We start from the raw sequence: 13,046 nt of genomic DNA on the forward strand, positions 1-13,046 counted from the left end.
CAATCGGTGAAAACTCATCGCGTCGTTCACCCGTGTCGTTAAGTTGTTGCGGTCGGTCGTCGACCGAGTGGGCTTCGGCCCGCCAAGGTTGCGCCGAGCAGGCCCGCGCGGTTTGACAGATCCGCTGGGCTGAAGCCCACCCTACACAAGCTGTAGATTTGCCACCGTAGGGTGGGCTTCAGCCCACCAATTCGCCGGTGCTAGCGCCGGCTCGTTTGGCTTCAAACCTCGTCCATCTCGAGCAAGACCGCGCCTTCGTTGACCATATCGCCTTCGGCGCAGAACAGACCTTTGACCACGCCGGCCTGATGCGCGCGGATGCTGTGCTCCATCTTCATCGCTTCCAGCACGACCAGTGTGGCACCTGCCTCGACGCTCTGCCCGGCCTCGACCAGTACGCGCACAATGCTGCCATTCATGGGGGCGGTGAGGCCGCCGTGGTGCTGGTGGCTGGCTTCGACGTCGGCGATGGGGTCGAACGCGGTGACGGCTTGCAGCTCGCCATTCCATTCAAGGTAGAGGGTTTCGTCCTTGCGAATCACTTTGGGCTGGCGGCTGACGTTTGAGGGGGCTCGCTCGCTCGTGTTGGCGGCCGCATCGATGCGCACCAGTCGGCTTTCACCGTTGCATTGCAGATGCACGCCGATCCGCGCCGGCATGCCGAAACGCAGGCCATCGCGCTCTGCCCAAGGCGAGTGAAGGTCATCCTCACGAATTTTCGCCGGCTCGGTCTGTACGAACAGCCCTGCGGCCAGCTGCCAGAACGCGTCGGGCAGTTCGCCGGGGACGCGCATAAGCTCGGTTTCATGGCGCGGGATGAAACCGGTGTCCAACTCTGCCGCTGCGAAAGCCGGATGCCCGATTACGCGACGCAGAAAAGCAAGGTTGGTACGTACGCCGCCAACGCAAGTCTCATCCAGCATCGCCAGCAAACGCAGGCGTGCTTCTTCGCGGTTCTCGCCCCAGGCGATGAGTTTGCCGAGCATCGGGTCGTAGAACGGTGAAACGGTGTCGCCCTCCGTCACGCCGCTGTCGACGCGTCGACCCGGTCCAGCAGCGGATTCGCGGTACAGGTCCAGAGTGCCGGTGGCGGGGAGGAAATCATTGTCCGGATCTTCGGCATACAGCCGCACTTCGATGGCGTGGCCTGTGAGCGGCACCTGATCCTGTGTGATTGGCAGCGGCTCGCCACGCGCGACGCGGATCTGCCAGGCCACCAGATCCAGGCCGGTGATGGCTTCGGTCACGGGGTGTTCGACCTGCAGGCGGGTGTTCATCTCCATGAAGAAGAACTCACCGCGCGCGTCGAGCAGAAATTCCACCGTGCCGGCGCCTACATAGCCAATGGCTTGAGCCGCCTTGACCGCAGCTTCGCCCATGGCGCGACGCAGTTCGGCGGAAAGTCCTGGTGCCGGCGCTTCCTCGACGACCTTCTGGTGGCGGCGCTGGATCGAACAATCTCGCTCATTGAGGTAGAGGCGGTTACCGTGTTGATCGGCAAATACCTGGATCTCCACGTGGCGCGGTTTGAGCACGTATTTCTCAACCAGCATCCGCGAGTCGCCAAACGACGACTGCGCCTCACGCTGAGCCGATTGCAGCGCTTCGGCCAGATCCGCTTCGCGCTCGACCACCTTCATGCCTTTGCCGCCGCCACCGGCGGTGGCCTTGAGCAGCACCGGGTAGCCAATCTTTTCTGCAGCGACGCGGAAGGTTTCCACGTCCTGCGCTTCGCCGTGATAGCCAGGCACGAGCGGCACGCCGGCTTTTTCCATCAGCGCCTTGGCGGCCGATTTGCTGCCCATGGCATCGATGGCCGAGGCGGGCGGGCCGAGAAAGATCAGGCCGGCATCCTCGATGGCGCGAGCGAAGCCCGCGTTCTCCGAGAGGAAGCCGTAGCCGGGATGGATCGCTTGTGCGCCGCTGGCGTTGGCGGCATCGATCAGCTTGTCGATCAACAGGTAGCTGTCGGCCGGCTTGGCGCCGCCGAGATCGACACGAATGTCGGCCTCGCGGGCATGCCTTGCATCGTGGTCAATGGCGCTGTGCACGGCAACGGTGGTCAGGCCCATGGCCTTGGCGGTGCGCATCACGCGGCAGGCGATTTCGCCCCGGTTCGCGACCAGCAGGGTGGTTATCATTGTTTTGGCTCCTGCGTCCAATTCGGTTTGCGCTTCTCCAGAAAGGCGTTGAGGCCTTCCTGTCCTTCGGGGCTGACCCGTATGCGCGCAATGGCATTTTCGGTGTAGCGGCGTAACGCGGGGCTCAACGAAATACTGGCGGCTTCGCGTAAGAGATCCTTGCTGGCTCGCATGGCCTGTGGGCTGTTGAGCAGCAGGTTGTCGATCCAGCTGTGCAAGGCGTCGTCCAGTTCGCTGGCGGCGTAGGTCTCAGACAACAGACCGAGGTCGCGGGCGCGCTCGCCACTGAAGCGCTCGCCAGTCATGGCATAGCGACGCGTGGCACGTTCACCCATGGCCTTGACCACGAAGGGGCTGATCACTGCCGGCGCGAGGCCGATGCGCACTTCGGAAAGGGAAAACAACGCATCATGCGCACCGATGGCCATGTCGCAGCAGGCCACCAGCCCGACCGCACCGCCGAACGCCGCGCCTTGCACCACTGCCAACGTCGGCAGCTTGAGGTGGTAGAGGCTGTACATCAGTTCGGCCAGCTCGCGGGCGTCGGTGAGGTTGGCATCGAAATCCAACTTCGCTGACTGCTGCATCCAGGCCAGATCCGCCCCGGCCGAAAAATGCTTACCACGGCCGCGCAGCAGCAGGAAGCGCAGGCTCTTGTCCGCCTGCACCGTGTCGATTGCCAGTACCAGCTCGCGAATCATTTCGGCGTTGAAAGCGTTGTTCTTTTCCGGTCGGTTGAGCCAGAGCATGGCGAAGCCTCGTGGGTCTTTCTCAAGCTCGATGGTGCTGAAACTTGTCATCAATCTGTCCTCATGTAGGGTGGAAGACGCTCTTTTCTTCCACCGTGGCGCATCCAGTTGGTGGATGGGTGAAGCGTTAGCTACGCGCCCCGATCCACCTTACGGTCTCAAGCTGGTCATGGTCGTTCGGTCGGGCGCGCCGTGCGCACCCTACATCCGGAATACGCCGAAACGGGTCGGTTCGATCGGTGCGTTGAGACTCGCCGAGATTGCCAGCCCCAGCAGGTCGCGCGTCTGCGCGGGATCAATAACACCGTCATCCCAAAGTCGGGCACTGGAATAGTAGGGATGCCCCTGGTGCTCGTATTGCTCAAGGATCGGCTGTTTGAGCTGCGCCTCGTCTTGTTCTGAGAAGGTCTGTCCGCTGCGTTCGGCCTGCTCACGCTTGACCTGCACGAGCACGCCAGCGGCTTGCTCGCCACCCATCACGCCAATTCTCGCGTTGGGCCACATCCACAGAAAGCGCGGATCATAGGCACGACCGCACATGCCGTAGTTGCCGGCACCGAAGCTGCCGCCGATGACCACGGTGAACTTAGGCACCTGGGCGCAGGCGACCGCAGTGACCAGCTTGGCACCATGCTTGGCGATGCCGCCGGTCTCGTACTTCTGGCCAACCATGAAGCCGGTGATGTTCTGCAGGAACAGCAGCGGTATACCGCGCTGGCAGGCCAGCTCGATAAAGTGAGCGCCTTTCTGCGCGGCTTCAGCGAAGAGGATGCCGTTGTTCGCCAGAATCGCGATTGGATAGCCGTGCAATGTGGCGAACCCGCAGACCAGGGTGGTGCCGAACAGCGCCTTGAATTCATCGAACTCGCTGCCGTCGACGAGCCGCGCGATGACCTCGCGCACGTCGTAGGGCTGCTTGGATTGTGCCGGAATCACCCCGTAAAGCTCGTCCGCGGCATACAGCGGTGCGCGCGGTTGGCGGGTCTGTACCTGGCCAAGCTTTTTCCAGTTGAGGTTGGCGACGCAGCGCCGGGCGATGGCCAGCGCATGCTCATCGCTCTCGGCATAGTGGTCGGCCACGCCGGAGGTTTTGCAGTGCACATCGGCGCCGCCCAGATCTTCAGCCGTCACCACTTCGCCGGTCGCCGCTTTCACCAACGGCGGGCCGGCGAGGAAGATAGTCGCCTGGTTGCGCACCATGATGGTTTCGTCCGCCATCGCCGGCACATAGGCGCCACCCGCGGTGCAGGAACCCATCACCACCGCAATCTGCGGGATGCCCATGGCGCTCATGTTGGCCTGGTTGAAGAAGATGCGACCGAAGTGTTCACGGTCCGGAAACACCTCATCCTGGCGCGGCAGGTTGGCGCCGCCGGAATCCACCAGATAGATGCACGGCAAACGATTCTGCTGGGCGATGGATTGCGCGCGCAGGTGTTTTTTCACCGTGAGTGGGTAGTAGCTGCCGCCTTTAACCGTGGCGTCGTTTGCAATGATCATGCATTCGACGCCCACGACTCGACCAATACCGGCGACCACGCCAGCGGCGGCGACGTCTTCACCGTAGACCTCGTATGCCGCCAGGGGCGCGACTTCGAGAAAGGCCGAACCTGGGTCGAGGAGGGCGTTGATGCGGTCACGCACCAGCAGCTTGCCGCGAGCGACATGGCGCTGCTGGGACTTCTCACCGCCGCCTTCGCTGACTTTGCCGAGCAGCGTGCGGAGGCTTTCAACCTGCTCGAGCATCGCGTCGCGATTGGCAGCAAATTCGGGGGAGCGGGTGTTGATCTGGGTATTCAGGATGGCCATAGAACCCTCGAAAAGAGCGCTTAAGACTGAAGCTGGACGAAGGCCGGAGTGGCGCTTCATCCCGGGTAGGGCGGGCCGGGCGGCGTTCCGCTTCAGCCCACCACCTCCGGGAATGGTGGGCTGAAGCCCACCCTACGGTTTCCGCGTTCGGTCTCTGCTGCTTTGTCTTATTTGGTTTCGTTGAACAGCTCGCGGCCAATCAGCATGCGGCGAATCTCGCTGGTGCCGGCGCCGATCTCGTAGAGTTTGGCGTCGCGCAGCAGCCGGCCGGTGGGAAATTCGTTGATGTAGCCGTTGCCGCCCAGAATCTGGATCGCCTGCAGCGCCATTTGCGTCGCCGCTTCGGCGGTGTAGAGGATCACCCCGGCGGCATCCTTGCGAGTGGTCTCGCCACGGTCGCAGGCTTGCGCCACGGTGTAGAGGTAGGCGCGGCTGGCGTTGAGCTGGGTGTACATGTCGGCCACCTTGCCCTGGATGAACTGGAACTCGCCGATGCTCTGGCCGAACTGCTTGCGGTCGTGGATGTAGGGCACAACGACGTCCAGGCACGCCTGCATGATCCCGACCGGGCCGCCTGCCAGCACCACGCGCTCGTAGTCCAGGCCGCTCATCAACACTTTCACGCCACCATTTTCGACGCCCAGCACGTTTTCTTCCGGCACCTCGACGTCATCGAAGAACAGCTCGCAGGTGTTGGAACCGCGCATGCCGAGCTTGTCGAACTTGTTGCCGCGCGAGAAGCCTTTCCAGTCCCGTTCGACGATGAACGCGGTGATGCCGTGGGCGCCCTTGTCGAGATCGGTCTTGGCATAGATCACATAGGTGTTGGCATCCGGACCATTGGTAATCCAGGTCTTGCTGCCGTTGAGCACGTAGCGGTCGCCTTTCTTGTCGGCGCGCAGTTTCATCGAGACCACGTCGGAACCGGCATTCGGCTCGCTCATGGCCAGTGCACCGACGTGCTCACCGGAAATCAGCTTGGGCAGGTATTTTGCCTTCTGCTCTGGCGTGCCGTTGCGGTTGATCTGGTTGACGCAGAGATTGGAATGCGCGCCGTAGGACAGGCCCACCGAGGCTGAACCGCGGCTGATTTCCTCCAGCGCGATGACATGCGCCAGGTAACCCATGCCAGCGCCGCCGTATTCCTCGTCTATGGTGATACCGAGCAACCCCATGTCGCCAAACTTGCGCCACATGTCGCTGGGGAAGAGGTTGTCACGGTCGATGGCTTCGGCGCGGGGCGCCAGTTCGTTCGCAACGAAACCGCGAGTCTGGTCACGGAGCATGTCCACGGTTTCACCGAGAGCGAAGTTGAGGCCGGAATAGTTCATGTGCCACCTGTCTGTCTTGTAGTTGTTCTGATCCGACCGCCGGTTGAGCGCAATTGCTTTTTTACCCGCGGTTCAGCCTGTTGTTTGTCGCGCTCCCGTACCGACTTTAGGCGTAGGGTGCGGTGGGTTGTCACGCTGTTACCTTTACGTTAACGTAACGACGTCCCGAATGACTGTCAACTGCAGCAGACGTGGCAGTAAGGCCTCATAACAAACATAAGACTGAGGAATTTCGACATGAGTCTTCCGAGCTACACCTGCGGACCGCAGACCAAACCCCTGTTGCCGATGACCATCGGTGCGGCGTTCGACCGGGCTGTCGAGCGGTACTCCGACCGTGAGGCCTTGGTCGTTCGCCACCAGAACCTGCGCTACACCTGGGCACAATTGGCCGACGAAGTGGACCGTTGCGCGCGAGGCTTGCTGGCGCTCGGCCTCAAGGCTGGCGAGCGGGTGGGCATCTGGTCGCCCAACAATGCGCAGTGGTGCATCACCCAGTTTGCAACGGCCAAGGTCGGCGTGGTGCTGGTGAACATCAACCCGGCCTATCGCCTGAATGAGCTCGAATACGCGCTGAAGCAATCGGGCTGCCGTTGGTTGATCTGCGCCGATGCGTTCAAGACATCGGACTATCACGCGATGCTGCATGAGCTGCTGCCCGAGCTCGAGAGCTCCGCCATCGGCGCGCTGCAAAGTCACATGCTTCCAGAGCTGCGCGGCGTCATCAGCCTGTGCGACAAGCCCGTAGATGGCATGTTGCTGTGGAAAGGCCTGATGGACCTGGCCGAAAACGTAGGCCCGGAACAGCTACGCCAGTGCGGCGAGCAGTTGCAGTTCGATGACCCGATCAATATTCAGTACACCTCGGGGACCACCGGCTTCCCCAAGGGCGCCACGCTCAGCCACTACAACATCCTCAATAACGGTTACATGGTCGGCGAGAGCCTCAAGCTCAGCGAGCATGACCGACTGGTAATTCCGGTCCCGCTTTATCACTGCTTTGGCATGGTCATGGGCAATCTGGGTTGCGTGACCCACGGCACCACGATGATCTATCCAAGTGCAGCGTTCGAGCCGCTGGCGGCGCTGCAGGCGGCGGCGGAAGAGAAGGCCACCGGGATGTACGGCGTGCCGACCATGTTCATCGCCATGCTCGACCACCCGGAGCGCCAGTCGCTGGACCTGAGCAACCTGCGCACCGGGATCATGGCCGGTTCCACCTGCCCGATCGAAGTCATGAAGCGCGTGATCGATGACATGCATCTGGCCGAGATGCAGATTGCCTATGGCATGACCGAAACCAGCCCCGTCTCGACTCAAACCGGCCCGGATGATGACCTCGAGCGCCGCGTCACCAGCGTCGGGCGTACCCAGCCGCACCTGGAAAGCAAGGTTGTCGACGAGCACAACCGTATCGTTCCGCGCGGCCAGATTGGCGAGCTGTGCACCCGCGGCTACAGCGTGATGCTCGGCTACTGGAACAATCCGGAAGCCACTACCGGCGCGATTGACGGCGCGCGCTGGATGCATACCGGCGACTTGGCAATCATGGACGATGAGGGCTATATCAAGATCGTCGGGCGCAACAAGGACATGATTATCCGCGGCGGTGAGAACGTTTATCCACGGGAAGTCGAGGAGTTTCTCTTCACGCACCCAGCCGTCGCTGACGTGCAGGTGATTGGCGTGCCCGACAAGACCTACGGTGAAGAGATTGTCGCCTGGGTCAAGTTGCATCCGGGGCATGAAGCCAGCGCTGACGATCTGCGCGGTTTCTGCAAGGGCCGTATCGCGCACTTCAAGACGCCCAGGCACATCAAGTTCGTGGATGAGTTTCCAATGACCATCAGCGGCAAGGTGCAGAAGTTCAAGATGCGTGAGGTCAGCGTCGCCGAGCTGGGGCTTGCTGACTAGAACGGTTAACCGGTCGACAGCGGTCGGCCTGCCTCCCATCCGTGTGTTGATTCGGAGCACCGTATGACTCAAGCCATCAGTCGTTTTCCACTGGTCGGTAACCTGGACGCGCTACCGGCAGATATCCGCGAGCGGATTGTCGCTGTGCAGGAAAAAGCAGGTTTTGTGCCTAACGTTTTTCTTATGTTGGCTCATCGACCCGATGAATTTCGTGCCTTCTTTAACTACCACGATGCTTTGATGGAAAGGGAAGGTGACAGCCTGACCAAAGCCGAGAAGGAGATGATCGTCGTAGCGGTGAGTGCCGATCACGGCTGTTTGTACTGCGTCGTGGCGCATGGCGCGATTCTGAGAATTCTCGCTAAGGATCCACTGCTTGCCGACCAGATATCAGTCAATTACCGCACCGCGGCAATCAGTGAGCGTCAGCGGACTATGCTCGATTTTGCGCTGCATCTAGCCGCTGAGCGTGGCGTGCTGGATGACGCTTGGCAGGTACGATTGGAAAAGATGGGCTTCACTTTGAACGATATTTGGGACATTGGCTCGATTGCCGCGCTGTTTGGTCTTTCCAACTGTTTGGTATCGATGGCGAGAACGCCGCCCAATGACGAATTCTATTTGCTGGGCCGTGTGCCCAGGGCTAGCGCGAGCTGAGCGGTAGCCATGGATTTACCGCATTACGCGGTAAACAAGACCCGGCAGGAGCGAGGTCGGGTCTTCAGCTGCACCAACCAAGACAATAACAAGAGAGATGACTATGCAACTGAAACCCCTGAGCCGTTTCTTCCTCTTCAGCAGCCTGGCAGCTTCAGCGCTAGGTACTTCAACCATGGCATCCGCCGCGTTTCTCGATGACAGCAAAGCCACCGTCGAGGCGCGTAACTTCTACATGAACCGTGATTTCCGTCAGTCGGGGGCGCCTCAATCCAAGGCCGACGAATGGGCACAGGGTTTCATTCTGAAAATGGAATCAGGCTACACCGACGGGCCGATCGGCTTCGGCGTGGATGCACTGGGCCTGCTTGGTGTCAAGCTCGATTCGAGCCCGGATCGCTCGGGCACCGGTGTTCTGCAGCGCGATTCGTCCGGTCAGCCATCGGACGACTACGGGACTGCCGGTCTGACTGCCAAAGCGAAGGTGTCCAACACGACCCTGCACGTCGGCACCCTGCAGCCGATCATCCCGGTGGTGATGCGTAACGACAGCCGCCTGCTACCGAGCATCTACCGTGGTGCCTGGTTGCAAAGCAAGGAAGTCGACGGGCTGACGCTCGATGTCGGCATGCTCGACCGCACCAGCTACCGTGACTCTTCGGACTACGAAGAGATGGCAGTGTTTGCAAGTGGCGCGCGCAATATCGTCTTGGGCAGTACCAAAACCAGTGACGAGTTCCTGTTCGCCGGCGGCAAATACCAGTTCATGCCCGAACTGACCGGTAGTTATTACTACGGCGCACTGGACGGCATCTACAAGCAGCACAACACGCAACTGGTTCACATCATGCCGCTCGGGGACAACCAGAGCTTCAAAACTGATCTGCGCTACGTGCGCTCCACCGATGACGGCGGCAGCAACGTCGATAACAACGCCTTCGGTGCGCTGTTCACCTACAAAATCGGCGGCCATGGCTTCACTGGTGGTTACCAGACGTTGAGCGGCGATACTGGCTTTGCGTATATCAGCGGTGGCGACAACATGCTGGTCAACCTGTTGCAGATCAACGACTTCGGCAACGAAGACGAGAAATCATGGCAGGTTCGCTACGATTACGATTTTGCAGCCGCTGGCATCCCCGGGCTGAGCCTGATGACGCGCTATGTGTCCGGTGACAACGTCAACCTGGCAGGCGGCGGCGAAGGTAAAGAGTGGGAACGCGACACTGACATCGCCTATGTGGTCCAGAGCGGGCCGTTGAAGAACGTCGGAATGAAAGTGCGTAACGCTACGGTGCGCAGCAACTTCGGTAGCGACATCAATGAAACGCGTTTGATCCTCAGCTACACCCTGGCTCTTTGGTAAGGCCGGAACGCAACACCGCAATACCTCCTCGTTGATCTTTTGCCGGGCCCTTGGGGCCCGGTTTTTTCAAGGTGTTTCGGCGCGCATAGCCTCGCCAGAACCTGTAATTTGCTCAATCGAGCGTTTGAAAAGGTTGCTTGCTTCAGCTTGTAAACGGTTGTTATCGTTTACGTAAAGGTCACCCGTGACCTACGCCATAACCAACAACAATAATCAGGGTTAGAGGGCATCCCATGGCACCAGAGTTCGTGCTGGAAACGCGTGGTTTAACGAAGGAGTTTCGTGGCTTTACCGCCGTGGATTCCGTCGATCTGCGCGTCGAGAAGGGACACATCCATGCACTGATCGGCCCCAACGGTGCCGGCAAGACAACCGTCTTCAATCTCCTCACCAAATTCCTGACGCCCACCCGTGGCGAAATCATCTATCGCGGTAAGTCCATTACCTCGATGAAGGCCAACGAAATTGCACGCCTCGGTCTGGTACGGTCATTCCAGATTTCGGCCGTGTTCGGCCACATGACCGTCTTGGAGAACGTCCGCGTCGCGCTGCAGCAGAAACTGGGCAATTCCTACCACTTCTGGAAATCGGAACGAACGCTGCGTGAGCTGGATGAACGTGCAATCCAGCTATTGGCAGACGTTGACCTCGCGACCTTCGCTCAGACACTGGCCATCGAACTGCCGTATGGCCGCAAGCGCGCCCTGGAGCTGGCCACCACCCTGGCGCTGGATCCGGTAGTGCTCTTGCTTGATGAGCCCACCCAGGGAATGGGCGGCGAAGACGTCGATATGGTTGTAGCACTGGTACGCCGCGCGGCGGTCAATCGCACCGTGCTGATGGTCGAGCACAACCTGAGCGTGGTCAGCCGGCTCTGCGATCGCATCACCGTCCTGGCCCGCGGCTCGGTTCTGGCAGAAGGTGACTATGAAACCGTCTCGGCCAACCCAGACGTGCGCGAGGCCTACATGGGCAGCGAAGCCGACGCAGAGGAGGCCCACGCATGACGCCCATGGCTGATCGTGACCAGCTGCGGGTCGATGACCTGCATGCCTTCTATGGTGAGTCTCACATCCTGCATGGCGTAGATATGGTGGTTGGGCGGGGCGAACTCGTAACGCTGCTCGGCCGCAACGGTTCCGGTCGCAGCACCACCTTGCGCGCGATCATGAACATGGTAGGCCGACGTACCGGCTCGATTGTCGTCAACGGCAACGAGACCATGGGCATGCCGGCCCACCAGATTCCTCGACTCGGCGTCGGATACTGCCCGGAGGAACGCGGCGTTTTCTCCAGCCTCAATGTCGAGGAGAACCTCCTCCTACCGCCGACCGTGCGCAGTGGCGGCATGGGCCTGGACGAGCTCTACGAGATGTTCCCTAACCTGTATGAGCGCCGCTTCAGCCAGGGCACTCGGCTGTCCGGCGGCGAGCAGCAGATGCTCGCCATGGCGCGCATTCTGCGCACCGGCGCCAACCTGTTGCTGCTGGACGAGATCACCGAGGGCCTGGCCCCGGTCATCGTTCAGAAGCTGGCTGAGGTGCTGATCAAACTTAAAAAACGCGGCCTGACCATCGTGCTGGTGGAACAGAACTTCCGCTTCGCGGCGCCACTGGCCGACCGTCATTACGTGATGGAGCACGGGCAGATCATCGAAGAAATCAGTGCTGCAGACCTGGATTCAAAAAAGGAGTTTTTGAATAGCTGTCTGGGGGTCTGACCACCCTCGCCATGGAAGCCAGTCGGTACGACCTGTAGACCGACGATCGCAACAACACAGGGCACTACAACAAAAACAATCACAGTAGGTGAATATGAAAAGTCTCAAGAAAACCGCAGCCGCAATCCTCGTTTCCAGCATGATCGCTGGTACCGCGCAAGCCGAAATCAGCAACGATGAGATCCGCATCGGTTATCTCGCCGACATGTCGGGCACCTACCGTGACCTATCCGGCCCGGGCGGTCTTGAAGCCTTGAATATGGCTATCGAAGATTTCGGTGGCACTGTCGATGGCAAAAAGATCGTCACCTTCAATGCTGACGACCTGAACAAACCCGATGTCGGTGCCAATACCGTTCGGCAGTGGATCGACGAGCGCAACGTCGACATGGTGACCGGGATGGTTGCCAGTTCCGTGGTGCTGGCGGCAGCCAAGGTGATTGAACAGGGTGACAAGCTGGCGCTGATTTCCGGGGCCGCCGCTTCGAGCATCACCAACGAATTCTGCTCGCCCAATCATATTCACTGGACTTACGACACCTTCGCGCTGGCCAACGGCACCGCCAACGCGGTCCTCAAGGATGGCGGCAAAAGCTGGTTCATCCTGACCGCCGACTATGCCTTCGGCCACGCGATGGAAAACGACATCAAGAAAGTCGTCGAAGCCGAGGGCGGAAGTGTGGTTGGCACGGTTCGCCATCCGTTCCCGAGCAGCGACTTCTCTTCCTACATCCTGCAGGCTCAAGGCTCCGGTGCCGATGTGGTCGCGCTTGCCAACGCGGGCGCTGACACCGTCAACTCGCTCAAGACTGCCAGCGAGTTTGGCGTGACCCAATCGGGGCAACGCCTTGCCGGCATGGTGGTGTTCCTTAACGACATTCACGCCATGGGCCTGGACGTTACTCAGGGGCTGATGCTCACCACCGGCTGGTACTGGGACATGAACGAGGAGGCTCGCGCCTGGGCAAAGCGCTATGAAGAGCGCGTAGGCAGCATGCCAACCATGGTTCAAGCAGGCATCTACTCGGCAGCCACTCATTACCTGAACGCGGTCAAAGCGACCGGCAGCGATGACACCGAGACCGTCCGCGCACAGATGGCCAAGACACCGGTAAACGATATGTTCGCCAAGAACGGCACCATCCGCGAAGACGGCCGCATGGTGCATGACATGTACCTGGTACAGGTCAAGACGCCGGCCGAGTCGAAGGGCGAATGGGACCTGTACAAGGTTGTCAGCACCATCCCAGGTGATGAGGCGTTCCGGCCGATAGCCGAGAGCCAGTGCCAGAAGATGGCGCCGAAGGGCTGATTAGCCGTTCCCCCGTCTCAGCCCGGCCGGAATCGGCCGGGTGTCCC

At 60.5% G+C, this 13,046-nt stretch carries 10 protein-coding genes; 6 read left to right on the top strand and 4 right to left on the bottom strand.

Annotated features, from left to right (window positions below):
* Nucleotides 1-221 precede the first annotated feature (221 nt).
* The 4 genes from BUE09_RS05565 to BUE09_RS05580 form a co-directional block, all read right to left on the bottom strand.
* A complete protein-coding gene (locus BUE09_RS05565; RefSeq protein WP_073299713.1) occupies nt 222-2,141 on the bottom strand; it encodes an acetyl/propionyl/methylcrotonyl-CoA carboxylase subunit alpha in 1,920 nt (639 codons plus the stop codon).
* Nucleotides 2,138-2,941 carry a gamma-carboxygeranoyl-CoA hydratase gene (locus BUE09_RS05570; protein ID WP_073299714.1) on the bottom strand — a complete coding sequence of 268 codons (804 nt, stop codon included), beginning with the start codon at nt 2,939-2,941 and terminating at the stop codon, nt 2,138-2,140. Before BUE09_RS05570 ends, BUE09_RS05565 begins: the two co-directional genes overlap by 4 nt.
* A 150-nt stretch (nt 2,942-3,091) precedes the next feature.
* Nucleotides 3,092-4,699: a carboxyl transferase domain-containing protein gene (locus BUE09_RS05575; RefSeq protein ID WP_073299715.1), complete on the bottom strand. Its 1,608-nt coding sequence runs from the start codon at nt 4,697-4,699 to the stop codon at nt 3,092-3,094.
* Nucleotides 4,700-4,866: 167 nt separating this feature from the next.
* On the bottom strand, nt 4,867-6,030 hold the full coding sequence (locus BUE09_RS05580) for an isovaleryl-CoA dehydrogenase (RefSeq protein WP_073299716.1): 1,164 nt from the start codon (nt 6,028-6,030) through the stop codon (nt 4,867-4,869).
* Nucleotides 6,031-6,267: 237 nt separating this feature from the next.
* Between BUE09_RS05580 and BUE09_RS05585 the strand changes: the two genes are divergently transcribed.
* The 6 genes from BUE09_RS05585 (at nt 6,268) to BUE09_RS05610 (ending at nt 12,999) form a co-directional block, all read left to right on the top strand.
* Entirely contained in the window at nt 6,268-7,944 is a 1,677-nt protein-coding gene (locus tag BUE09_RS05585) for an AMP-binding protein (protein ID WP_073299717.1), read from the top strand.
* A gap of 63 nt (nt 7,945-8,007) precedes the next feature.
* Nucleotides 8,008-8,601 (top strand): peroxidase-related enzyme, encoded by a 594-nt coding sequence (locus BUE09_RS05590; protein WP_073299718.1) that lies wholly within the window; start codon nt 8,008-8,010, stop codon nt 8,599-8,601.
* A 103-nt stretch (nt 8,602-8,704) separates the two neighbouring features.
* On the top strand, nt 8,705-9,967 hold the full coding sequence (locus tag BUE09_RS05595; RefSeq protein ID WP_073299719.1) for an OprD family porin: 1,263 nt from the start codon (nt 8,705-8,707) through the stop codon (nt 9,965-9,967).
* 233 nt (nt 9,968-10,200) lie between these two features.
* Nucleotides 10,201-10,974: an ABC transporter ATP-binding protein gene (locus tag BUE09_RS05600; RefSeq protein WP_073299720.1), complete on the top strand. Its 774-nt coding sequence runs from the start codon at nt 10,201-10,203 to the stop codon at nt 10,972-10,974.
* A complete protein-coding gene (locus BUE09_RS05605) occupies nt 10,971-11,687 on the top strand; it encodes an ABC transporter ATP-binding protein (protein WP_073299721.1) in 717 nt (238 codons plus the stop codon). Before BUE09_RS05600 ends, BUE09_RS05605 begins: the two co-directional genes overlap by 4 nt.
* 94 nt (nt 11,688-11,781) lie before the next feature.
* Entirely contained in the window at nt 11,782-12,999 is a 1,218-nt protein-coding gene (locus tag BUE09_RS05610) for an ABC transporter substrate-binding protein (RefSeq protein ID WP_073299722.1), read from the top strand.
* Nucleotides 13,000-13,046: the final 47 nt, after the last annotated feature.

This window comes from Stutzerimonas xanthomarina DSM 18231, assembly GCF_900129835.1.
Lineage (GTDB): Bacteria > Pseudomonadota > Gammaproteobacteria > Pseudomonadales > Pseudomonadaceae > Stutzerimonas > Stutzerimonas xanthomarina.